The organism is Sorangium sp. So ce131, assembly GCF_051519095.1.
Classification (GTDB): Bacteria; Myxococcota_A; Polyangia; order Polyangiales; family Polyangiaceae; genus Sorangium.
Genome location: NZ_CP150455.1, coordinates 9,394,332 through 9,416,882 on the forward strand (window position 1 = coordinate 9,394,332; position 22,551 = coordinate 9,416,882).

The 22,551-nt window shown below is 71.1% G+C and carries 22 protein-coding genes; 8 read left to right on the top strand and 14 right to left on the bottom strand.

From position 1 onward, the window contains the following. Positions 1 to 480: 480 nt before the first annotated feature. Positions 481 to 1,533 (bottom strand): DUF72 domain-containing protein, encoded by a 1,053-nt coding sequence (locus WMF43_RS33965; RefSeq protein WP_437671075.1) that lies wholly within the window; start codon positions 1,531 to 1,533, stop codon positions 481 to 483. Between the two features lie 419 nt (positions 1,534 to 1,952). Here WMF43_RS33965 and WMF43_RS33970 point away from each other — a divergent pair, with 419 nt between their 5' ends. Next, entirely contained in the window at positions 1,953 to 2,360 is a 408-nt protein-coding gene (locus WMF43_RS33970) for a hypothetical protein (protein WP_437671076.1), read from the top strand. Positions 2,361 to 2,514: 154 nt separating this feature from the next. Here the strand turns inward: WMF43_RS33970 and WMF43_RS33975 are convergent, their stop codons facing one another. The 3 genes from WMF43_RS33975 to WMF43_RS33985 all read right to left on the bottom strand — a co-directional run bounded on the left by WMF43_RS33975 (position 2,515) and on the right by WMF43_RS33985 (position 3,610). After that, a complete protein-coding gene (locus tag WMF43_RS33975) occupies positions 2,515 to 2,847 on the bottom strand; it encodes a hypothetical protein (RefSeq protein ID WP_437671077.1) in 333 nt (110 codons plus the stop codon). Positions 2,848 to 2,873: 26 nt separating this feature from the next. After that, entirely contained in the window at positions 2,874 to 3,056 is a 183-nt protein-coding gene (locus WMF43_RS33980; protein WP_437671078.1) for a hypothetical protein, read from the bottom strand. A 164-nt stretch (positions 3,057 to 3,220) separates the two neighbouring features. Continuing rightward, on the bottom strand, positions 3,221 to 3,610 hold the full coding sequence (locus WMF43_RS33985; RefSeq protein ID WP_437671079.1) for an RNA recognition motif domain-containing protein: 390 nt from the start codon (positions 3,608 to 3,610) through the stop codon (positions 3,221 to 3,223). 456 nt (positions 3,611 to 4,066) lie between these two features. Here WMF43_RS33985 and WMF43_RS33990 point away from each other — a divergent pair, with 456 nt between their 5' ends. Next, positions 4,067 to 4,348 (top strand): cupin domain-containing protein, encoded by a 282-nt coding sequence (locus tag WMF43_RS33990; RefSeq protein WP_437671080.1) that lies wholly within the window; start codon positions 4,067 to 4,069, stop codon positions 4,346 to 4,348. Positions 4,349 to 4,384: 36 nt separating this feature from the next. Here the strand turns inward: WMF43_RS33990 and WMF43_RS33995 are convergent, their stop codons facing one another. Beyond that, positions 4,385 to 5,281: an undecaprenyl-diphosphate phosphatase gene (locus tag WMF43_RS33995; protein WP_437671081.1), complete on the bottom strand. Its 897-nt coding sequence runs from the start codon at positions 5,279 to 5,281 to the stop codon at positions 4,385 to 4,387. Between the two features lie 263 nt (positions 5,282 to 5,544). On the opposite strand from WMF43_RS33995, the gene WMF43_RS34000 reads away from it, so the two are divergent. Continuing rightward, complete coding sequence (locus tag WMF43_RS34000; RefSeq protein WP_437671082.1) at positions 5,545 to 6,924, top strand: AAA family ATPase; 1,380 nt, start codon at positions 5,545 to 5,547, stop codon at positions 6,922 to 6,924. Further along, the gene (locus WMF43_RS34005) at positions 6,908 to 7,813 is read left to right on the top strand and encodes a hypothetical protein (protein ID WP_437671083.1); all 906 of its coding nucleotides are present in this window, start codon (positions 6,908 to 6,910) and stop codon (positions 7,811 to 7,813) included. The genes WMF43_RS34000 and WMF43_RS34005 overlap by 17 nt, the downstream gene beginning before the upstream one ends. 63 nt (positions 7,814 to 7,876) lie before the next feature. Here WMF43_RS34005 and WMF43_RS34010 read toward each other — a convergent pair whose 3' ends face one another. Next, the gene (locus WMF43_RS34010) at positions 7,877 to 9,325 is read right to left on the bottom strand and encodes an RNA polymerase sigma factor (RefSeq protein ID WP_437671084.1); all 1,449 of its coding nucleotides are present in this window, start codon (positions 9,323 to 9,325) and stop codon (positions 7,877 to 7,879) included. A gap of 710 nt (positions 9,326 to 10,035) precedes the next feature. Between WMF43_RS34010 and WMF43_RS34015 the strand changes: the two genes are divergently transcribed. Then, on the top strand, positions 10,036 to 11,094 hold the full coding sequence (locus tag WMF43_RS34015; RefSeq protein ID WP_437671085.1) for a hypothetical protein: 1,059 nt from the start codon (positions 10,036 to 10,038) through the stop codon (positions 11,092 to 11,094). 90 nt (positions 11,095 to 11,184) lie between these two features. Here WMF43_RS34015 and WMF43_RS34020 read toward each other — a convergent pair whose 3' ends face one another. After that, positions 11,185 to 12,216, bottom strand: a complete 1,032-nt coding sequence (locus tag WMF43_RS34020) for a hypothetical protein (RefSeq protein WP_437671086.1) — start codon at positions 12,214 to 12,216, stop codon at positions 11,185 to 11,187. 765 nt (positions 12,217 to 12,981) lie between these two features. Here WMF43_RS34020 and WMF43_RS34025 point away from each other — a divergent pair. Next, positions 12,982 to 13,809, top strand: coding sequence for a hypothetical protein (locus tag WMF43_RS34025; protein ID WP_437671087.1), 828 nt, complete (start codon positions 12,982 to 12,984; stop codon positions 13,807 to 13,809). 122 nt (positions 13,810 to 13,931) lie between these two features. On the opposite strand, the gene WMF43_RS34030 is transcribed toward WMF43_RS34025, so the two are convergent. The 3 genes from WMF43_RS34030 to WMF43_RS34040 all read right to left on the bottom strand — a co-directional run bounded on the left by WMF43_RS34030 (position 13,932) and on the right by WMF43_RS34040 (position 17,149). Further along, entirely contained in the window at positions 13,932 to 14,681 is a 750-nt protein-coding gene (locus WMF43_RS34030; RefSeq protein ID WP_437671088.1) for a ferritin-like domain-containing protein, read from the bottom strand. Next, on the bottom strand, positions 14,678 to 15,937 hold the full coding sequence (locus WMF43_RS34035) for a hypothetical protein (protein ID WP_437671089.1): 1,260 nt from the start codon (positions 15,935 to 15,937) through the stop codon (positions 14,678 to 14,680). Before WMF43_RS34035 ends, WMF43_RS34030 begins: the two co-directional genes overlap by 4 nt. Positions 15,938 to 16,192: 255 nt before the next feature. Continuing rightward, positions 16,193 to 17,149: a DUF1028 domain-containing protein gene (locus WMF43_RS34040; protein WP_437671090.1), complete on the bottom strand. Its 957-nt coding sequence runs from the start codon at positions 17,147 to 17,149 to the stop codon at positions 16,193 to 16,195. Positions 17,150 to 17,176: 27 nt separating this feature from the next. On the opposite strand from WMF43_RS34040, the gene WMF43_RS34045 reads away from it, so the two are divergent. Then, the gene (locus WMF43_RS34045) at positions 17,177 to 17,878 is read left to right on the top strand and encodes an ankyrin repeat domain-containing protein (protein ID WP_437671091.1); all 702 of its coding nucleotides are present in this window, start codon (positions 17,177 to 17,179) and stop codon (positions 17,876 to 17,878) included. A gap of 42 nt (positions 17,879 to 17,920) precedes the next feature. On the opposite strand, the gene WMF43_RS34050 is transcribed toward WMF43_RS34045, so the two are convergent. Beyond that, positions 17,921 to 18,415 carry a VOC family protein gene (locus WMF43_RS34050; RefSeq protein WP_437671092.1) on the bottom strand — a complete coding sequence of 165 codons (495 nt, stop codon included), beginning with the start codon at positions 18,413 to 18,415 and terminating at the stop codon, positions 17,921 to 17,923. Between the two features lie 70 nt (positions 18,416 to 18,485). Continuing rightward, the gene (locus WMF43_RS34055) at positions 18,486 to 19,304 is read right to left on the bottom strand and encodes a helix-turn-helix domain-containing protein (RefSeq protein WP_437671093.1); all 819 of its coding nucleotides are present in this window, start codon (positions 19,302 to 19,304) and stop codon (positions 18,486 to 18,488) included. 241 nt (positions 19,305 to 19,545) lie between these two features. On the opposite strand from WMF43_RS34055, the gene WMF43_RS34060 reads away from it, so the two are divergent. Further along, positions 19,546 to 19,959: a VOC family protein gene (locus WMF43_RS34060; protein ID WP_437671094.1), complete on the top strand. Its 414-nt coding sequence runs from the start codon at positions 19,546 to 19,548 to the stop codon at positions 19,957 to 19,959. Here WMF43_RS34060 and WMF43_RS34065 read toward each other — a convergent pair. Both WMF43_RS34065 and WMF43_RS34070 read right to left on the bottom strand, forming a co-directional pair. Further along, positions 19,953 to 21,152: an ADP-ribosylglycohydrolase family protein gene (locus tag WMF43_RS34065; RefSeq protein ID WP_437671095.1), complete on the bottom strand. Its 1,200-nt coding sequence runs from the start codon at positions 21,150 to 21,152 to the stop codon at positions 19,953 to 19,955. The genes WMF43_RS34060 and WMF43_RS34065 overlap by 7 nt on opposite strands. Positions 21,153 to 21,341: 189 nt before the next feature. Next, entirely contained in the window at positions 21,342 to 22,523 is a 1,182-nt protein-coding gene (locus WMF43_RS34070) for a sterol desaturase family protein (RefSeq protein ID WP_437671096.1), read from the bottom strand. Between the last annotated feature and the right edge of the window lie 28 nt (positions 22,524 to 22,551).

Below are 22,551 nucleotides of genomic sequence, written 5' to 3' on the forward strand. Positions count from 1 at the left end.
CTTCACGCTCAACCGGCCTCGTCCGCAGCTTGCGTCGCCAGGGCTCTGCGAACCGTCGAAACGATCGCCGCCTGGCACTCTCTATGGGGTCGTCACCGGCGTTGCCTCTTGCATCATGCGTCCGTCAGCAACGACGGCTGAGACGGAGAGCGTCGCAAAAATCAATGCATCAGAGGCTAGCGTCTAGACCGACAACCGGGTTGAAGCGCTTGAAACGAGCAGAATTTCGAAACGCCAAGGACGCCAAGGACGCCAAGGACGCCAAGGACGCCAAGGACGCCAAGGACGCCAAGGACGCCAAGGACGCCAAGGACGCCAAGGACGCCAAGAAAAAGATATCATCTTGGCGTTCTTGGCGCTCTTGGCGTTCTTGGCGTCTCATCTCTCGCTCGATCAACGCGATAGCCGCCGCGCCCCGCGGCGCAGCGCCGGGCTCGCCGATGGGCACCTCGACGCAACACCCGTGGAGGCGACGCCGGGCTACTCCGCCGCGTCGACCTGGCGGGCGGCCCTCTGGGCGAGCAGCGCTGTCAGCCCCTTGGCCCCGAGCACCGCGTAGTCGGACACGCAGTTGTTGAAGATGACGTGCACGCGCTCCGCCTCGCCGGCAAGCCGCTCGACCGCCTCGGCCCACGGCTCGAGCTCCGCTGGATCGTAAATGTACCGGAACTTCTCGGAGACGCTGACCGAAACATCCCATGTCGCCGCGCGCCGGCCGTGGAAGCGCACCACCGCGAGGCGCGGATCGGCGACGAGGGTGGTCGCCGGCATGCTGTTCGCCTTGCCCTGCGGCTCGTCGACGTTGACATAGAAGGCGCCGATCTCCCGCAGGAAGCCGGCGACGCGCTCGATGCGGTCGGGCGCACCCCAGGAGGCGTGCCGGAGCTCGACGGCGAAAGGGAGCCCGTCCATGCGCGCGCGGCAGTCCTCGATGACGCGCACGTTGCCGCGCGTGGCCGTGAACCACGGAGGGAACTGGAAGAGCACGTACCCGAGCTTGTGCGCCTGACGCAGCGGCGAGAGCGCCCGCCGGAAGCGCTCCCAGAGGAGGTCGGCGACCTCGCCCGGCAGGTCCTCGGGATAGAGCCGCCGCTTGTCGACGAGCGCCGCGGGCAGGGCGCGCTGGACGTCCGCGGGGAGCCGGGCGGGCTCCACCGGATGGCGCGTGAGCGGCGCGAACGCCTTCATGTTGAACACGAAATCGGGCGCCGTCCGCTGGACCCACTGCTCCGCGAGCGCCGGGCTGGGGAGCGCGTAGTAACTCGAGTTGACCTCGACCACCGGGAACTGGGACCCGTAGAACCTGAGCCGCTGCTCCGGGCTCGACACGCCCTTCGGGTAGAATCGCTGGCTCTTCACCAGGGTAGGGTCGGTCCACCCCGCGGTCCCGGCAAACACACGGCCGAAGCGGGCGGGCAGAGGCGCACCTTCCGCGAGCGCGAGCGCGCGCGAGAGCCGCTCCACCTCGTCGTCGTCGGCCTTCGTCTCCCCGCGAGGCGACCGCGACGGGTCGCTCAGAGCTTCCGAGTACATGACAAGAGATGCATAAGGCCGGTCCACGGCAATGGAAGCGATCTCCGGCTGCAGATCGGACGTAGATCGACACGGCTGGCCGAAACGGCGATTCACACCGCATTCCGGTCAGCGCCCTCGGGTTCTCACGCGAATTGCGCGAGAGGGACCGCGACGGGCGGGCTCGTCGCGCTCGGCCTCCGGCGCGGCGAGCTGTTCGGCGATCGGGTGTCCTCGGCGGATGCACGCGTGAGCCCACGCGAGCATGGGAGGGAGCGTGAGATGAAATCACCCCACGTCGCGCGGCGACCACACCGCGGCTCTCGCGGGGCGACACCTGCCGGCTGAGCCCAGATTATGCAAGCGCCGACCCAACCTGTGCGCTATACTGAGGATGCAGGGGCGAGGTGCATTCCTGCGCGACAGGGCAGAGGTGGTAGATGTATTCAGCGAATCGCCGCAGGAACGTCGAGCGCGAGGAGCGGATGCTCCTCCGTGGGAAGCGCGAAGAGGCGGCTGGCAAGCTCCTCCAGAAGGTTCCGGACCTGGCGAGCCTGAGCCTGGACATTCGCGAGACCCGGTCCAACGGGAGCACGAACGACACGCAGTACATCCGCCGTGTCGTCGTCGAGCACGCACATGCGCTGTTCGAGATGCCGTGCTCGTACTCGTCGTGCAGCAATGGCGGCTACGATGCCACCCAGCAGATCCTGGCCGCCCTCACCTCGCGCACCCCGCGCTTCGAGGGCGAGACGGTCTGTCGCGGGAGCTGCGGCGGCGATTTCTGCTCCAGGGTGCTCCGGTACACGGCGACGGCCACGTACCGGCCGCTCCCGGACGTCTCCTGAGCCGACGGCGCCTCCCTGGTGAGCCCGCCGCGCCTCCCGGGCCGGTGGTCGACGGGACCTCGCCGCGGCCCGCCGGCACGTGCGCTTCCGGAGGGACGTATCGCGAGCGAGCTCGACGGATGATCGAGCCACGCAGCAGGTCGTCAGGCGGAGTTTACGGCGCCTCGGGCTCGAGGTGCCTGCGCCATTCGACGCGGGCGCTCGCGTAGGCGGTCCGGGCGGCGAGCTCGCGCTCCACGCCGGTGATGGGGGACATCTTGCGGTGACGCAGCTCGCCGGGGAGGGTGTTCTCTACCTGGAGCCGCGCTTCCCGCAGCGTGCCGGGCCATCCGCCGGCGACGGGGCGGCCTTCCCGGTGGAGATCTTGTCGCCACCGGCTGGCCCACGTTTGACCCAGCGCGACGGCGCTCTGTTCGATGAACGTGCGCCGCGCGTCCGTCTGGGCCGAGCCTTCAGCATCGGTGTCCGGCCCGGACGGGGCGCTCACAGCGCCTTCGCTCGCTGGAGCGCGGTTCACTCGACGGCCGGCGGCTGGGGGCCCGGGACGATCCCTGCGATGTCCGGGTCTTCTCCCGGCGCACCGCTCGCCTGGGGTTCCTTCTCCCTGCGGCGCGCGAGGCGATTTGCGTCTTTCTCGCGCTGCTTTTCCTGGCGTGCGCGTTCCTTCTGCCGCTTCAACGCTCCCTGCTTCTGCATGCGGAACCAGGCCTTTCGGCGCCATCCGGCGCGTTTTCAGAGACAGGCGCGGCGACGCGCGAGCGCCGCCGCGCCGCGAGCGAGATCAGTGACGAGGTGAGACGGATACGACGAAGCAGAGACAGGCGCGGCGACGCGTGAGCGCCGCCGCGCCGCGAGCGAGATCAGTACCGGTCGCGCCCGCCGCCGCCGCGGCCGCCGCGGCCGCCACCGCCGCCGCCGTAGCCGCCGCCACCGCCGTAGCCGCCACCACCGCCACCGCCGTAGCCGCCACCACCGCCGCCGCCGCCGCCGAAGCCGCGGGCCGGGCGCTCCTGCGCCTCGTTGACCTTGAGCGCGCGGCCGTCGAGGACGGAGCCGTTGAGCTGCGAAATCGCGCTGTTCGCGGCCTGGGCCGAGCCCATCGTCACGAACGCGAAGCCGCGCGGCTGCCCCGTCTCGCGATCGGTCGGCATCGCGATCTCACGGACCTCGCCGGCCGCGGCGAACGCGGACTCGAGCGTCTCGCGGGTGGTGCTGAACGAAAGATTTCCTACGTAGAGACGATTTCCCATGGGATCCTGCTTGACTTACGGCTTTCTGTTGCGCCAGAAGGCGCTCTCGGCCTGCCATCCGATGAAGCCGTAGCGGATCGAACGGAGACGTGCCGCGCGGAACGTCCGCGCAAGCACACGGTGCGTCGTCCAGTCGTCCGAGCGCGCTGCAGTCTCCCTCGTGGGCGAGGGAAGAGGGAAAGCGTCGTGTCGAGGGCCAGGGACGTTCGTGAGGGAGAGCAACCTAGCCCGGCGAGGCTCCCACCGCAAGCCTGCCGTTCCGTCTTTCTCTTTTGAGCCGCAATCGGTGCCGTCAGCGAGCGAGAGCGCGCCGCCGCGCCCGTGTTTGATCGCTCGCGTCCGGCTGGCGCGGAGAAGTCAAGCCGCGAACGTGAGACGACGTGCGCTGGCGACGGGTGGACCCGGCGCCGCGAGGAGGGCGCGACGGTCCGCTGGGCCTCGTGCAGGATGAACCCCATGGATACGGCGATGCGCGATGACGTGCTGGAGCGCTGGCGAGCGCGCGGCTTCCACGGGGGGCTCTGGACCGATCCACCGGGCCGGGTGTGGAAGGACTATGTTCACGGTGAAGATGAGCTCTTGATGGTGCTCGAAGGCGAGCTGGAGCTGGGGCTCGGGGGCCGGAAGGTGGTGCCCCGCATCGGCGAGGAGATCGAGATCCCGGCCGGCGTGGTGCACACGGTGCGCAACGCGGGGCGGACGACGGCCCGCTGGCTGTACGCGTACGGGAGGCTCTGACGCGGCGGACGGCGCAGCGGCGCGCAGCGGCGCGCCTCAGCGCGCCGCGAGCTCGGCTGTGGCGGCGGGGTCCTGGGGTGTGGGCTCGCTCGTCACGGCGCCGGGCGCGACGGGGGCGGCGCTGTGCGCGAGCCAGAGCCAGAGGACGAGGGCGCCGAGCGCGATGCGGTACCAGCCGAACGGCGCGAGGCCGAAGCGCTTGAGGTAGCGGAGGAAGACGGCGATCACGAGCAGGGCGACCACGAAGGAGACGGCGAGCCCGACGGCGAGGGCGGTGGCGCCGCCGGGCGCGTCGAGCAGCGCGCCGCCGTTCTTGGCGAGGTCGAAGACGGTCGCGGCGCCGAGCGTCGGGATGGCGAGCAGGAACGAGAACTCGGCGGCCGCGGCGGTGGTGAGGCCGGAGAGCTGACCGCCGACGATGGTGGTCATCGAGCGCGACGCGCCCGGCCAGAGCGAGAAGCACTGCGCGAGGCCGATCGCGAACGCGCGCTGGAGCGTGACGTCCTCGAGGCGGCTGGCGCCCGGCGCGGGCCGCCGCGCGCGGACCGCCTCGACGGCGATCATCACGGCGCCGCCGACGATGAGCGCGACCGCCACGGGCCCGGGGCCGAAGAGGTACGCCTTGATGGCCTTGTGGAAGAGCAGGCCGACCAGCGCGGCGGGGAAGAAGGCGAACGCGAGGGCGAGCGCGAGGCGGAGGCTCTCGGGATCGCGCCGGAGCATGCCGCGCGCGGTGTCGGCGAGGCGCGCCCGGAAATAGACGACCACGGCCAGGACGGCGCCGAGCTGGATCACGATATCGAGCGTCTTGGCCGCCTCGGTCTCGTGGCCGAGCCACGCGCCGAGCAGGATGAGATGACCGGTGGACGAGACGGGGAGGAACTCGGTCAGGCCCTCGAGGACCCCGAGAAGGACGGCATCGAACCAGAACATTGCGCCGAGTCTAGCCGGACACGGGCGGCGGGGGGGCGAGCGCGCGCGTCGGATCGGGGCACGATCCGGTGTCAGCGGGGCCCAGGGCGCGGGCTCTTTGGGCTTGACATCCCAGGATCGTCTTGGAATTCCTCCTCCGCTCCCTCGAGGCCCGGCGCGGGTCTTGCCGGCCGGCCCGTCCTGGTCCCTGTGATCACCCCGTGGTAACAGCCGCGGACTCCCGCGGCTCAGCCAGGAGCAGCCTCAAGGAGGCCGTCGACCCGATGAAGATCACCTTCTCGAACCTGGGAACGATCAAGCGGACGACGCTGGATCTTGCGCCGCTGACGGTGATCATCGGGCCCAACAACTCGGGGAAGACGTACGTCGCGTATGCGACGTACGGGCTGTTTCCTCACGACGCAGATTCGTGGACCATTCGTGGCGCTCTCCCGACGCGTTCCCTCCGAGCAGACCCGCTGCGCATCCCCATTGACAAACGCTTCAACGATACCATCGCTCGTACCGTCGACGCGCGAGCGCAACGGCTCCGGGAGGGACTGGACACCTTCTTCCAGGACTCCAGCGGCAAGCTCTTCTCGACCACCACGCTCGCGCTGAACATTGAACCGACCGAGATTCGAGCTGCCGTAAAACATGCTGTCGAGCGATGGGAGGATCCCTCATCGATCTCGCTCGAGGACGATGTTGTCCAGATAGTCGACACTCACAGAGGCGGGATGACCGCCTACCCCAACTGGTATAATTTCGTAGATGCTGTGCTTCGCGAGCTGTTGCCTAACCCGCTTCTCCTGCCCGCGGAGCGCAACGCGTTCATCATCACCTACAAGATGCTCGCGAACAGGCGCTACAAGCTCCTCAAGGACGCGCAGCGGGAGATCTTCGCGAAGCGCAGCGTTACGAGACGCCAGATCGATCTGCTCCGCGAGCAGGGCGAGGTCCGCTATCCCAGGCCTGTGGAGGACTTCCTCGACTTCCTCACCGACGTCGAGCTCTCGGCCCGCCCGCCCGCGCGCGGCAAGGGCCCCTTCCAGGCCCTCGCCGATGAGATCGAACAGAAGATCCAGCGCGGAAACAAGACGCGCTTCAAGCAGACCCGCCTCGGCGGCCAGGAGATCAAGGTCGACGTGAAGCGCGGCCTCAGCATCGACCTCTACAACGCGTCCTCGTCGATCAAGCAGCTCGCGCCGCTCTTACTTTACCTCCGCTTCCGCGCGGCGCCCAACGACTTCCTCATCATCGACGAGCCCGAGATGGGCCTGCACCCGGAGTCCCAGGCCCGCCTCCTCGAGGCGCTCGCCATCCTCGTGAGCCTCGGGGTGCGCGTCCTCGTCACGACGCACAGCCCGTACATCATGGCGCATCTCAACAACCTGGCGCACGGCGACGTCGAGCACCCTCGCCGGCTCAAGGCCCAGGCTCCCGAGCTCTACCTCGGTGACGAGCGCGCCTTCCTTCCCATGGCCAAGATCAGCGCCTACGAGATGCGCGACGGCGAGCTCCGCTCCCTCAAGGATCCTGACTACGGCGTCCGCTGGGATACGCTGAGCGACGTCTCCGTCGACCTCCAGCAGAAGTTCTTCGCGATCGACGAGAAGGGGAGCCGGGAGAAGAGGAACCGGGGCCGTGGCGAAGAAGAGTAAGGCTCCGCGCGACCTCCTCGCGGCCAAGGGGGACAAGCTCGACTGGTCTCGCTTCAACTTCCTCGAGAACCTGCTCGTGTTCTGTGGGCTGGCGACGCGCAGCGTCCCGCCCGAGAGCGGCGTGCAGTTCCAGATCAGCTCGGTGGTCAAGAAGGACGGTATCTGCCTGCTCTTCGCGATCGACCGCAAGCGAGATCCCTTGATGCCGGCGGCCGGGATCAAGCCGGACTACCTGGCGATCCATGTGACGTCCGAGCGCTGCCTCTGCACCATCATCGAGATGAAGGGCCGCGACCAGAAGAACCTGGAGCACGGCATCGACCAGATCAGGGCGCTGCGCGACATGCTCCACAAGGAGGCGGCAGAGCGCCTGCCTGCGACGTGCAAGATCAAGTTCCAAGGCATCCTGCTGGCGCCCCACAACGCGCAGCTGCCGCTGCCGAGGCTTCAGAAGGAAGCGAAGGCCGGGTTCACGATCCTGCCGATCCGGTATACCCACAAGGCCGAGCTGTCCCCGTATGTCCGCAAGCTGAACGCGCTCACGGAGCAGTACGTTCACCAGAAGCTCCCGCGGGAGAAGGACGAGCTCAACCTCATCGAGGCGTTGCTCGCGCGCTGCGCCCTCGACGTGCGCATCAAGGACGACTTTCACGCGAGGCATGTACGCTCCCATCGGGAACGCGCAGGCATCTACCTGAACTACGCTCATCCTCACGGTCCCGCCGAGGTGTACCTTGCGCTCGCAGCGAACAACGGCCGCGCGGTCCTCGCCGCGCCGGAGCCGGCGAGCGCCTTCGTCGACGAGGTCCGCTCCGAGCTCGACCGCCTCAAGCTCGGCTGGGCGAAGAGGATCGAGCGCCGCACGTTCGCGGCGCCCGGCTCGTCGTGATGCCGTGTGGCCTTGTCCGCTCACGCTTGCTCGGCGCGTCCTGAGAGGAACGCGGTCCGGTCCTCACGGGTCGACCAGCGCGTCCTCGATGGCGGCCAGGTACGCGCTCCCCGGAAAGATCTCGCGGAACCGGGCGGCGCGCGCCGCGGCCTCGGCGCGCCGGCCGGCGTGGGCGAGCGCCTTGATTGACAGCGCCTCGCGCTGCTGAGCTCTCGGGCTGCGCGGGTAGCGCCGCCCATGCCGATCGAGCGCCGCGAGCGCCTCGGCGGCGTTTCCCGCCCCGAGCGCGGCGACGGCGCGCTGGATCAGGTGGATGTCGATGTCGTCGCTCGGCGAGAAGGCGCCTGACGGCGGCGCGACGGCCGCCCTGGGCGCGCCGACAGCAGCGGTGGCGGCGGCGGGGGCCGGCCCCCCCGCCGCTGAAACAGCCGGGACCGCGGCGATCGCGGCCGTCGCGCCCGGGATGCTCGGCGCGACGGGGGCCCTGTCGCGCGCCAGGGCGACGTCCGTCGGGGCGGCGCGCGGGAGGACCGCGTACAGCGCGCCTGCGCCCGCGCCGGCGCCGCCCAGGAACAGCGCTGCGCCGGCCGCGGCGAGCTTCGCGCGCGCGCTCGTGGTGCCCGCCTGCGCGAGACGCGTCGCCGAGCCTTCCGCTTCCTTCGCTGGAACGACCTCCGCCGCGCCGTGCCGGAGCGGGAAGCTCTGCGCACCCGGGGCGGCCGCTGCCGCCGCGGTGGCGACCGCGCCCCCGGCGCCGCCCTCGGAGGCCAGGAGCGGCTGCAGCCGGGCCCATACGAGCGCGCCGAACGCTTCCGGAAAATCGAGCACGGCCTCCCCGACCCTGCGGAGCAGCGCCCCTTCTGCCAGGGCGAACGGCGCGACCACGAAGCCCACGCGGCGGATTCCGAGCGCCTCCCGATCGCGCGCGCTCAGCCGCCTGACCGCGGCGACGAACTCCCTGCGGGCGTGCCGCAGCCGGTCCCATGCCGCGTTCTCCGAGATCTGGAACGCCTCGGCGATGTCGCGCATGGCGACGTGCTCAATCTCGTACAGGACGAAGATGGCCCGCCGGTTGCTCTCGGTGCGGATGCGCTGGATGAGCCCCCGGACGATCCGCTGCGTGTCGGCCTGCGCGAGGCGCTGCTCCGGGTCGAGCCCGGGGTCCACGATGTCCATGCTCCCGGCGTCGTCGCGCAGGAGCAGCTCCCGCTGGTTCCGGGCGAGCTGCAGGTGGCGCATGGCGGTGTACGACGCGATGCCGGCCACCCACGACTTCATGGCAAACCGAGGGTCGTAGTCCCCGAGGCGCCGGTGGACGACCAGGAACACCTCGTGGGCCACGTCGGGGAGGTCGCGCGACGGAACGCCGACCCGCCAGAGCACCCGGAGGACGTAGGAGAACAGGGTGCTGTAGACCTCCTCGAAGGACGGCCGGGGCGGCGCTGCCGCGGAGGCGAGGGCGGGGTCGGGCTCGGGCGCCGGCGGGGGTTGGCTGGATCGTGACTCGCTCATCGTTGCGCATTCCCGGGACGGGGCCTGGGCTGTGGCGAAATCGTCCGCGGAGTCAGAAAAAGCTGGGCGGAGGTCCTCATCGCCGGCGCAGGGACAGCTGCGGCCTCGTGGTGGACGTTGGCGATCCGGACGTACTGCGGCTCGAACCTGGACGGCCCAGGGGCCGTACCGGACGAGAGGACGCCCGTTGCAGCATGAGGCGACTCCCGGCGGGAGCCGGGGCAGGAGACCAGCTGCGAGGTTCCAGGCATCGGTTCGCAGTACAGGGACGAACGCCGACAGCGTTCCGGAAGCGCTCCGGCTCCGTACCATTACGGAGAACACGATCCAGTTATCATCAAATCGACAACAACCTCAGAGACGACACATGGTCGGCTGTACAGACGAACACGAGAAAGCGCGGGCTCACGTCCCGTGAGGTGTAGAGCTCAGCCTTCGCATGGCGCTGAGGACTTCCCACCGCGCTCGCGTCGTGCTCTACTATCACAGATAGCCTTACACATGGTGGCTCGCCGATCGGCGAGGGAGACAGGGCGATGGGCGAGCCGAATCGGCGCGTGAAGATGATGATGGCGGTGACCTGCGGTGCTGCGCCATTCCTGCTTTACGCATTGGCCGCAGGCTGTGGCAGCGGGGAGGAGGCGTGGGCCTGCCCATGGGACCCCGTGCCTGGATTCAAAGATAGCCCCTGCCTCGTCACGGAAGAGCCCGTGGACGCTGGCGACGATGGGGACGCTTGCGGCGATGCCGGGGATGCCTGCGGGCACGCGGACGCCGGGTTCGACACGACGACGTTTCCGGGGCTCGATCCGGTCCTGCCGGAGGCATGCCAAGGGCAGTGCGTGCCACAAGCACCGCTCGGCTGGTCCGAGCCGGCGCTGCTCTGGATCGGCCCGCCAGACCGAGCGCCGGGTTGCCCCGCCGCCGCGCCCACGCTCGGTTATGAAGGCCACGCCGACTTCACGGCGGCGCCGCACCCGTGCCCGGCCTGCCTGTGTGACCCGCCGGACGCCTCGTGCGAGCTGCCGGCAGCGTGGAGCGCCTATGCCGGTTTTCCCTGCGATGTCCCCGGCGCCCCCGAGACATCGTTCGCGGCCCCTGACGGATGGGACGGCGCGTGCACCTCGGCGGACGCCATCGCCGCCGGGCAGATGTGCGACAGCGCGGCGTGTGTGCAGTCGCTCCAGATCCCGGCGCCCAGCGTGCTCCCGGGAAGCTGCGCACCGAGAATCGCGGACGGACCAGGAGTACCGCAGGAGCCCGGAGCGGCCGGGAGCTTCGCGACCCTCGCGCGGGCGTGCATTGGCACTGCCTTTGCTCCGTGCGCCGATCCCGGGATGACCTGTGTCCCGGCACCGCCGACCGGGGATGCCGCGCCGCCCGAGGGATTCCTGACGTGCATCCATCACGAAGGGGAACAGGAGTGCCCGGCAACCTACCCCGACCGGCACATCTTCTACGCCGACGTTGAAGACACACGCGGCTGCGCCCCGTGCGCCTGCGCCGAGCCAGCCGGGGCGACGTGCAGCGTCCTCGCGTCCGCGTTCAGCGATGGCGCGTGCTCGCAGTTCGTCGTCGGCGTTGTGGTGAGCTCCGAGGCCCCGATCTGCAACGGCGTCGTCCCTGGGACAGCGCTCGGGAGCAAGTCCGCGCAGGTCGTCCACCTCGACCCGGGAAGCTGCGAGCCCACCGGCGGTGACTTGACGGGCGACGTCGAGCTGATCGGAGCGGCCACGTTCTGCTGCCGCCATGATCCAGTGCCTGCTTGAGGCAGGAAGCTCCGGGCGGTGGGAGCGATCACCCGCTCAAAGCCTCCCGTGGCTCGCTCGTGCCCGAGGTGGCCTGAGATCGAACGCGGCTCAGAACGAAGCGACGAGGCGGAAGGATGCGGCACTGGCCGTGGTCGCCACGGACCACGGTGCCCCCTGCGGGAAATGAAGACGCAGCGCCATGACGTTGGCCACGAGGTCGCTGGTGAGTTGTCCGGCAACGTGGTCCGAGAACGACACCTCCAGCCCACCACGGACCCCAAGCCCAGTATAGGGCGTGACGGCCTCGCCGACGAAGTTGACCATGCCGAAATGCCGCACCCGTCCCGCCGTGACGAGCGCGCACCCGAAGAACCAGGCCACGTGTCCGCAGGGGACAACGGAGCCGCCCAGCGAGGACACGCCGAAGAGGCGACCCCGGTACGGCTCGGCGGCGACCGGAAGGTGCGCGTGCCCCTCCAGCGAGAGCGAGAACGATGACCATCGGACGCTGGCGAGCCCGGAGAACCCAACCGCCAGGGCCGGCGCGAAGCTATCGGCGAGCAGCACCCCCGCGCCGATCTGAAAGCGCGGCCAGCCGAACGACAGGCCCGGGCGCGGGGCGGACCGAACCGGGGGAGCGGGTGGGCACGGCGGTACCGGCTCCGGCGCTGTCTGCGGATTCGCCGCCAGCGCCCGCGGGGTGGGCGCCTCCGGGGACGGCGCCGGGAGCGGCGGCTCAGGGTCCTTCGCCGGCCGCGACGGGTGCAGCAGCAGGATGGCGAAGGCGGTGCCCACGTCTTCCACGAGCGCCCCGCAGGAGGCGTTCGTGATCACCTGGCTGCCGAGCGGCCGGCCGTCGCGCTCGTACAGCGCGATCTCCGCCGTGATCTCGCGCCCGCTGCGCCCGAGGATCACCTCCACCCGCCGGCCATCGCCGGCCAGGAACGGGTCGGTCCCTCCGAGCTGCGCCGCGACGACGTCCCGGAGGGCCTGCTCGTCGGGGCAGCCCTCCGTACCAGGGCCGCGCGTGTAGACGAGGCGCGTGCCGCCCGGCGGGACCTGGCCGAGGGCCGCCGGCGCGACCAGCAGCGAGCCTGCGGCAAGGCTCCACCGGGCGGCGATCTGGACGAGGGGGCGCAAGGGACTCCGCTCACACTTCCGCCACCGGCGCCCTGGACGCGCCGGAAGGTTGCGCCCGGATGCGACCAGCGCCGGGTGGAGCGACAAACCACGACCCGCCATCGACCATGGAACTTTCCACGCGGGAGCCCCTCCACACCCGGCCTGGCGGTCGCACGATACCTCGAGGTCCGCGGAACATCTCGAGCACCCGCGCCGAGATGCCCTCCGGCCTGTTGAACGGGTCGGCGACCTTCCGAAAGAAGCCGATCGGCCTGCACCGGCGCTGCGGCGACCCGTTCCGAGCACCCCTGCGGCATCTCCGAGCAGGTTGGCGACCCGTCGCCGAACCCCCGGAGCCTCCCCAACACGTCGGCGACCCGTCGCCGAACCCCCGGAGCCTCCCCAACACGTCGGCGACCCGTCGCCGAACCCCCGGAGCCTCCCCAACACGTCGGCGACCCGTCCTGGATGCCTCCGGGCATCCCCGGCGCGCGCGCGAGGCGTCCGGCAAGCCTGAAAGATTCCCGGCTCGCGCCCACCTCGATTTCTCGCCGCGCTCCCCTGCCCTCGCAACAGGCGATCGTGGTCGGAATCGCCCGGAGCGCCCTCACGCGAAGGAGCGAAGGCCGGGAATGGATTCGCCTTTTCTTCCCGTCTCAGTCCAACTCCGCCCCTCGCCCGAGAAGCACCTTTCCATCATCGCCGCACAGCCGCGCAGTCGACAGCACGTTGGCGACAGCAGAAGCGCTGGACGTAAGACAGTCGCCTTCATAATGTCGCACGATGGACCAACCGTTCGATGCATCCGTTTACGTCCGCGCCCCGATCATCAACATCGCCAACGGCGTGACCCTCGCCAATGCGCTGGTCGCAGCCTGTCCGGAGGCGGCGCCCGAGAACGTCGGCAAGGCGTGCACTAAGCTGAAGGCCGCCGCCGAGGCAGGCCAGAAGGCGCTCACCGCCCGCCGGCGCGAGAACGGCGCGCTCACCGAGGAGGACAGCCGGGTCCTCGACCGCGAGGCCGACGGGAGCTTCGGGGCGCTACGCATGCGCCTCGTCGCCTATTCGATGCTGCCGGCCGAGCGCTTCCCCGGGGCGCGGCGCGCAGGGGAGCTCGTCAAGGAGCTCTTCGGCGATGACGGGCTCGCGTTCCTGACCGCCGAGTACTCCGTGCAGAACACCGTCATGGCCTCCATCGTCGAGCACATCCAGGAGGCGAATCTCCAGGGGGAGATCGACGCGCTCGCCGGGCCCGAGTTCCTCCAGCAGATCGGCAACGTCCTGCCGCGCTACGACACGATGGTGCGCGACAAGCTGCAGAAAGAGGTCACCGCGACGTCGAACCTCGCCGCGGTCGTGCGCGCCATCCAGTTTGCGATCGTGAGCTACGCGACAAAGGTCGCCGGCATGGCCGATGAAGACGATCCCGCGACGATCGAGGCCGTCAGAAAGGCGCTGCGCCCGCTCGACGCCCACCGCGAGGGCGCCGCGCGGAGGGCGCAGGGCGGGGCCAAGGTCGATACGACGAGCGGCGCGCCGGCCGTGCCGGCCGTGCCGCCGGCGACGGAGGCGGGAGCCGAAGGCGCCGGCGAGCCGAGCGCGCCGGTCTGATCTGCTGACGGCGCCAATCCGTGACCAGCCGTTGATGTCGTGGAGAACAACCGAGTTGGAGCGCTGCCGGGGAGCGCAGCGGAGAGGCGGGGGACGCGGAAGGGGCGTGGCTCAGCGCGCGATCACGCGCTCGCCATCAGGCCGTTGCCCTCCGCCCTGGCCTTGAGGGACGCCTTGATCCAGGTCCGCACCTGCATGAGGTGCCGCGCCTCGGCGGCGCGCGCCGCCTGGAACTGCGCCACGACGTTCGGGTCGTTCAGGCCCTGGACGAGATCGATGAGCACGTCCCACGCGTCGTTGTCGGTGAGCTCGGCGACGAGCATCGCCTCCAGCGCGTCGGCCAGGTTGGTCCTCGGATCCGTGACCACCTTGATGAGGCCGCAGGACGCGACGCCGTGCACGTCGGCAAGCGGCGTCTCGGCCGTCGGATCCGCGCCCAGGTGGCGGATCACCGTGGCGACCATCAGGAAATGCTCCGACTCGTCCTTGTAGATCCGCTCGATCTCCTCGCGCGTCGGGCCGCCCTCGAACGAGCCGAGCGCGTCGAACTTCGCCAGCACGGCGTTCCATAGCCGGCTCCCGGCCCGCTCGAAGGCCAGGCGCTCGCCCAGCTTGTCGAGCAGGACGAGCGGCGCCTCGCCCTTCAGCGCCTGGAGCGCCGTCTTCACCGCGCCCTTGAGCGTCCCGGGGGGCGGCATCGTCCCGACCCGCTCGTCGCGGCGCGCGTAGTGCGCGAGGACGTTGGCGATCGCCGACTCGTCGCCCGCGCTGCTCGGCGGCATGACCGTCGCCCCCGCGATGACCTCCTTCGCGTCGATCGGCGACATGTCCATTCCGGTCCGGTTCATTCCAGCGGTCGTCTCGGTCTTCATGCTGACCTCACCTGATGGGCCTTCGCTCCGTTGCCGTTCGCGCCATTACCGTTCGCGGCATTCGCGTGCGTCCCGTTCGCGCCGTTCGCGGCCGCGCGGAGCGAGAGCTCCGTCCCCGGGACCCACACGTACCCCGCGGCCACCGCCTCGGACGGCGAGCCGCTCGCGTTGAGCCGATCGCGGTAGGCGAGCGTCTGCGGCGACTCCGGGATCTGCCTCGGATCCACGATGTTCTTGCCCACCGCGCGCAGGTGCACCTCGCCCTTCAGCACGCGGCGCACGAACTCGCGCTGGCTCGCGAACTCGATGGGATCGGGCAGCTCGGCCGGCAGGAGCTCCGCCGAGTCGCGCTTCTCGATCCGCTCGAACAGGTCGCGCACGTGCCGCAGGTGCCCGAGCTCGTAATCGACGAACCGCTCCCAGATCGCCCGGATCCGGGGGTTCGACTCGGACTTCGCACAGCTGTAGTACGTGTAGACCTCGTTCGCCTCGTGGAGGAGCCACTTCTCCATCCAGCTCTCGTTCGGGTCGATGATCGACTCGTACTGCGTGACGTGCTGCTCCTCGATCGAGGCGATCTCGGCGTAGAGCTGCCGGGCCATCGGATCCGCGAAGGTCGGGCCGACGTTCATGTAGTAGTCGTGCGTCTGGTGCTCGGACGCCATGATCGTGAGCGCGTGGAGCTTGGTGAGCGGCTTGGCCGTCCTCCGGTCGTAGGGCGCCCGCAGGTCGTCGTCGGGGTGGCGGTGCTCGACGCTGGTCGGCCGGCCGGGGCAGATGTCCGTGTAACACTGCAGGATGTTGTTCGCGTCCTTGCCGTGCACCCGGTCCATCAGCGCCGAGTAGCGGTACAGGTGATCGAAGTCCTCGAGCATCCCGAACCGGTAGACCTGGGCCAGGTAGTCGTCGGGCTCGGCCAGCGCGACGGCCGCGGTCACCTCGATGGCCACCTGCTCGAACCCGATGGTCGTCTCGAGCACGGACAGATCGCCCGGCAGGAGCCAGTTCACCATCGTCTGCTGGTGATGCTCGACGCGGCGGATGCGGGCGAGCTCCTGCTGGAGCGGGCCGTTCATCCGCGCGCACGCGTGCGAGAAGCGCACCGCCTCGGACTCGATGCCGTTCATCAAGATGATCCGGACGCGGGTGAACGCGTCATCGTTCAGCTTGCTGTGCGGGATGCCGACGAGCTCGCGCCAGTCGAACTGCTGCTTGTCGAGGGGAGTACCCCTCTCGTTGATCAAATCAAGTGCCACCTTGACCTCCAGTCCTGGATAGTGGTCGCGCTCGCGAGACTGCAAGAGATGCTCCACCCGCTGCACACCGGCGCCCACGCGCCCGCGGCGCCTCGGCTTGAGGCACTTGGCCACAGCTGGTGCACTTTGGCTGGGATTTATCTCCCTGCGCTCATCACGCGCGCATACTCCATGCACGCAACGTGCATGCTTGGCGGGCTCAGCGACGTTGAGCGGCGAACGTCTGGACTCCGCTCCTGAGCTCGCCGAACCGCGTTATCGAGCGCGGCGCCGCCACGCGGCGAGCGCGGCCGCGAGCAGCGCGAGCGGCGGCAGGAGCGCGCGACCGGCCGTGCCGGACGCAAGACAACACCCGCTCGGCTGCTCGCTCGTGCCCTGAGGGCCGAGCCCGGTCGCGGCGGAGCTGCTGCTTTCGCCGGCGTCGGCCGCGGCGGGCGCGGGGCACGGGTGCGCGGCGCGCCAGGCGTCGAACTGGCGGCGCAGCTCGGGCAGCGGGCTCTGCGCCACGAGGTCGAGCACATCGAGCTTCAGGTAACTTCCGGCCGGCTCGCCTTCGCGATCGACCTGGAGAAAGGCGTTGTCCGAGGGGATCCCGTGCGGGCCGGTGCAGCGGCGGTCGCCCTCGCCGTTCTGCCCGCCGGCCTCGAGGGCGCGCATCAACCGGTCCGCGAGGTCGCAGCCGTCTCCCTCGAACGCGGCGGCCGCCTGGTCGAGCACGCGCCCGCTCGTGAGCAGATTCCCCTGCACCGAGTAAACGAAGCTGCCCACCGAGCCCTGCCGGTCTTCCTTGTAGTCGTCCGCGCTCGCGCCCGTGTACCCCGCGGCGCGCCCGAGGAGGTCGACGATGGCGTACTGTCGCACCTCGGGTGAAGGATCGATGTCCCTGCTGGTGATGATGGAGAGGATGTGCTCGGGGTCGGTGTCCATCGACAGCAGATCGATCGCCTGGGTCTTGCCCCTGAAGCGGGGAGCGTCGAGGTAGGCCTGGGCCGCGATCACCCCGTGTCCGGGCGATGTGCCATAGACGATGCCCAGCCCCTCCGGGAAGCTGGGCGCGATGGGTGTCACACACGAGGTGACGGCGCCGCCGACTTGCCGGCTGGCCTTGTCGGCGGCCACGATCGAGTACGTGGCTCCGGCCGGCGCGGGCCAGAGCGCAGCGAGCGCCGCGAGCGCGAAGGACAGGGGTGCGGCGGATCGGACGCGGAGCATGGTGCCTCTTCGTCTATGCTCGGCTGCATGGAGCACCCGTTCAAGTTCGGCGCCCTTTACCGCGTGCGCAAGTCTTTTCGCGCGCCCCGCGACGAGTTCAACGCCGGGGATACGCTCGTGTACTGGCGCGACGCGTACAGCCACCACGAGGGGATGAGGGGCTATTTCTTCAGGGTCCCCGGGTCGGGTGGCGTCCGCTCGTGGGACGTCAGCGCCGGCGAGGACGTGGGGGTCTGGGCCGAGCTGTTCCAGCAGGTCTCTGCGCCCGCGCGGCTCGTGGTCGCCGCCGAGGGGGGCGACGTCGCCGAGGCGCGCGCGGCGCTCCTGGAGGGGGGCGCGCCGGTGGACTCGCTGACGGTCGAGCTCGCCGCGGAGAAGGCGGTGCTGGGCGGGCACGCGGCGGTGGTCGAGCTCTTCCTCGGCGCGGGCGCGCTCTCGCCGGCGCAGCGCGAGATCGCGCTGCACCTCGCGGCCGGCGCCGGGCGCGCCGCGATCGTGCGGGCGCTGCTCGCGGCGGGCGCGGCCGCGGACGCGCTCGACGGCGGGGGGCAGACGCCGCTGATCCACGCGGCGTGCTCGGGCGACGCGGAGACGGTCGCGGCGCTGCTCGACGGCGGCGCGGACGCGGGGTTCGTCGCCCGGAGCGGGGTGACGCCGCGGAGCCTGGCGGCGGCGCGGAGCCACGGCGCGGTGGTCGCCTTGCTCGAGCGCGCCGGCGCGCAGACGTGAGCGGCGGCGGGGTGTGGTGGAGGGCGGGCGCGGGCCGGGTCGTCAGCCGTCGCTCGGGCCCTGCTCCTCCCACCACTTCGCCATGCGCACCTGCATCTCCTCGACGGGGACGTCCTCGAGGAAGGTCGACACGATCCACTGGTGCCCGAAGGGGTCCTCGATCCTGCCCTCGCGGCGGCCGTAGAACTGGTCCTGGATCGGGTAGATGACCTTCGCGCCCGCCTCGACGGCGCGCGCCGCGACCGCGTCGGCGTCGTCGACGTTGAGGTTGAGGACGATCGGCGTGCCGCCGAGCGACTTCGGGCCGCGCGCGTTCCACTCGGGGGTCTCCTCGGCGATGCTGAAGATGGAGTCGCCGATGACGAGCTCGGCGCAGACGATCGCGCCGCCGAGCTTCGGATCCGTGAGGCGAAACCGCTCGGTCGCGCCGAACGCCTTCTTGTAGAACGCGATGGCGTCGGGCGCGCCGGCGATGACGAGGTGCGGCACGACGGTGTGGTAGGGGGACGGCTGGGCGGGGTTGGGTCGCTTGCTCATGGGGAGCAAGATGGCCGCGGGGCCGGGGCGGGTATTGTAAAAACGAGGCGGCGAGGACGAGGCGGCCGGCTCAGCCCCCGAGCGGGACGTGGTTGCGCTCGCGGCGCCGCGCCGTGTACTCGGTCGGGGTCAGGCCCGCGAACGCGCGGAAGTCGTGGATGAAGTGCGCCTGATCGTAGTAGCCGCACGCGGCCGCGACGCCCGCCCACGAGACGCGCTCGCCGCGCTCGATGGCCGTGAGCGCCTGCTGGAAGCGCCGCACGCGGCAGTACCGCTTCGGGGTGAGGCCGACCTGCTCGGTGAAGCTGCGGATGAACCGCTTCGGGGGGATGCCGAGCTGCCCGGTGACGTCGCCCACCGTGTACGCGCGCTCCGGGTCGGCGAACGCGGCGAGCGCGAAGGCGACCGCGGGGTCGCGCTCGCGGCTGCGGTCGAGCCGCGCGGCGAGCGCGGCGCCGAGGGCGCGGAGCTTCGCGTCCGGCGTGGGCGCCTCGAGGACACGCTCGCGCACGAGGGCGGCCTCGCGGCCCCAGAGCGCGTCGAGCGAGACGTGGGCGCCGCCGAGCGCCTCGACCTCGGGGCCGAAGAACGAGTAGGCGCCGCCCGGCGCGAACTCGGCGCCGACGATGAGCCGCTGCTCGGCCGTGTCGATCGTGAAGTGCTCGGCGTGGGCGCCGCAGAGGGCGACGCCGCTCACGCGGTGGCAGCGGGAGGCGCCGTCGCCGTCGTACCAGCGCAGCTCGTCCTCGGCGAGGTTGATGAGCAGGCTCACCGAGCCGTTGGGGAGCACGCGCTCGAGCAGGTCGGGGAGCTCGGGGGCGGCGTAGTACCAGAGCAGGGAGATGAAGCGGCCGAGGGGGGGAGGCGGGGCGTACGTGACGAAGTGCATGGCGGCTTGTGAGGGAGAGGATGCCATGAGCGGAGCGGGCATGGGAGGGAGGCCGCTCCGGGGGGCGCCGTGCCGGGGCCGATCGGCGTAAGTGACGCCCCGCACGCGCGCGCTGGAGGTGGCGCGGGTGCTCTCCAGAGCACCGGAGAAGCCGTCGATGGTAATTTTGAGTGGCCCAACGGAAGGCTCGACGGCCTCGCTGGACTATGGTGTCGTTCATCCGAAACACGAGGAGAACACCATGCCGCGCGTCATCCACTTCGAGGTCCACGCCGACGATCCCCAGCGCGCCATGCGCTTCTACGCCGACGTCTTCGGCTGGCAGTTCGAGCGCTTCGGCCAGATCGACTCCTGGACCGTCAAGACCGGCGACGCAGCGAGCCCCGGGATCGACGGCGGGCTCATGCCCCGCCGCGGGCCGCGGCCGCCCGAGGGGCAGCCCGTGAACGCCTATCCATGCACGGTCGAGGTGGACGACATCGACCTCTACCTGAAGAAGGTGACGGCCGCGGACGGCAAGAACGTCGTCCCCAAGATGGCGATACCCGGCGTCGGCTGGCTGGCCTATTGCCATGATACGGAAGGCAACGTCTTCGGGCTCATGCAGCCGGATCCGAGCGCCCAGATCGGACAGCCCGCCTCGCCGGCTCAGTAGGGCGGGAGCATCCTCCGGAACCCGTGCCCCAGCGCCAGCACCAGGAACAGCAGGTTGCGCGCGGGCAGGATCGGCCAGAAGAGGCCGAGCGGCCCTTCCGTCCTGGAGGAGCGTTCTTCCGCTGAACCCGCCGCAACGCCTGCAGCGCCCGCTGCAGTAGCCGCAGTCCCCGCGGCGCCCGCGTCGCCCCCGGCCCCCACGTCGCCCCCAACCCCCGCGCCGCCGCCCGGGAACGCCCGCGCGAGCCGCGCGCCAAGCCGCCTCATCCACGCCACCGATCGAGGGTAGTCGGCGATCCCGTTCACCCACGCCTCCGGGATCGCGCGCGCGCCCAGCGTCGCGCCCGCGAGGCCGCCGACGATGGCGCCCGTGCTGTCGGCGTCGCCGCCGAGCAGGATCACGTCCTCCACCGCGCGCCGGAAATCGCCGGGGTGCGCGAGCCAGCAGAACAGCGCCGCCGGCGCGGTGTCGAGGATGAAGCCGCTCACGCCCTGATCGAGCCCGAGCGCGGCGGCGAACTCCTCCGCCGAGGCGCGCCGGGCCAGGTGCTCCGCCGCGCAGTCGAGCCGGCGGCGGAGCTCCACGTCCGCGACGCGGTCGCGGAGCGCGGCGAGCAGCTCGGCCGGGTTCACCTGCTCGGGCGTGCGCGCCGCGGCGTACGCGGCGGCGAGCGCGAGGATCCGCGCGCCCTCCTCGGCGCGCGGATCGGTGTGCGTGAGGCGCGTGGACGCGCGCACCAGAGGCTCGATGCGCGACGGCTCATGCGCGAGGCTCGCGCCCAGGATCGGCGCGCGCATCGCGGCACCGTTGCCAGCGGAGAAGACGCCGCTCCGCTCCGGGGAGAACCCGAGCCAGAGCTTGGCGATCGCGCGCAGCGTGGCGAGACCGACGCCCGCGGGCAGCGCGGCGAGCCAGCCGCGGAGCCGCCACCCGAGCGAGCGCGCGAACCGGCCGGCGTCGCCCGGCGCGGCGAGCAGGGCCTGCGCGGCCATACACGCGTGCTCGGCGTCGTCGCTGATCATCCCGCGGCCGAGCACGAAGCGGTGCTCGAGGGGCGACGCGCCGAACAGGCGCGCGGCGCGGCGGCGGGAGAGGCCCTCCCGAGGGACACCGAGCGCGTCGCCGACCGCCGTGCCGAGGAGGACGCCGGTGAGCCGGTCTTCACGATCGATGGGTGTCGTCGCAACAAGCATACGGACACGCTATTCACGTCCTGTGCCGGAGCGGCGCCGCGGCATTCCACGGCCGCCGGGTGCAGCGCGCCGGCAGCGGCCTGTCTGGATGGCGAGGCGCCGGGCGGATCGCGACATCGTGTCAGCCGCGCCCCGCGCCCCGCGCCCTCACAACGTGCGATCGTCAGCCGCGCGCCGCGCCCCGCGCCCTCACAACGCGCGATCCGACGGCGCGCACGGCGGCGCGCCGGCCCGCGACGCTGCCCAGGCCGGCGCGCTCGGCACGCCCTCCTGCGGCGGCGCGGCGGGCGCCTCGCCCCTCGCCAGCGCCGGCGCCGGCCGGCTCCGGCCGTCGAGCAGCACGCCGGCCGCGGTGAGCGCCGCGAGGACCGCGATCGCGCCCGCCCAGAGCGGGCCGGGGGCGAGCGCCGGCGCATGGTGGAGCAGCACGAGCGCGCCGAGGAGCGCCGCCAGGAAGAGCGCCGCCGCGGCCGCGCGCGACGCCGGCGGCCGCTCCGGGTCGTAGACGGCGTAGCCCGGGTCGGTGCGCAGCGGGCCCTGCTCGGGCGGGGACGCCTCGGACCGGAAGCCCGGCGGCCGCAGCAGGACGAGCAGCTTGCCCGAGAGGCGCGGCTCCGCGGCCGCCATGCGCCAGAGCCTCCGCCACGGATCGACGTTGGCGCGCAGCGCGCTGAAGCTGCGGAGCGGCTTGACCACGCCGTAACGCGGCGGCGCCTCCTCCCGCCGGAACGAGCCGAACAGCCGGTCCCACACGATGAGAACACCGCCGTAGTTCTTGTCGAGGTACTCCGCGTCCGCGCCGTGGTGCACGCGGTGGTGCGACGGCGTGTTGAACACCAGCTCCAGCGGGCCGAGGCGGTCGACGAGCCGCGTGTGGATCCAGAACTGATAGAGGGTGTTCAGCGAATACGTCGTGACGAGCACGACCGGCGGGAAGCCGAGCAGGGCGAGCGGCCAGTAGAACGGCCAGAAAAAGGCGCGCTGGAGCCAGCTCTGGCGCAGCGCGACCGAGAGGTTGTAGTCCTCGCTCTGGTGGTGGACCTCGTGGGCCGCCCACAGGAAGCCGACCTCATGGCCCGCGCGGTGCGCCCAGTAATAACAGAAGTCGACCGCCACGAAGCAGGCGAGCCAGACCGCGGGCGAGCTCGGTGAGAGCCGGACGAGCGCGGCGCGCTCGAAGAGGAGCGCATAGACGAACACGCCGGCGCTCACCAGGGCAACGACGGTCTGCTGCCCGACCCCGCACGAGAGGTTCGCGATCGCGTCGGAGAAGCGGTAGTCGCGGCGCCCGCGGCGGCGGGCGAGCCAGAGCTCGACGCCGATGAGCGCGAAGAAAGCCGGCACCGCGAGCAGGATCAAGTTCGGCGTCACGCACCGCCTCCCGAGCCGCCGCGCAGCG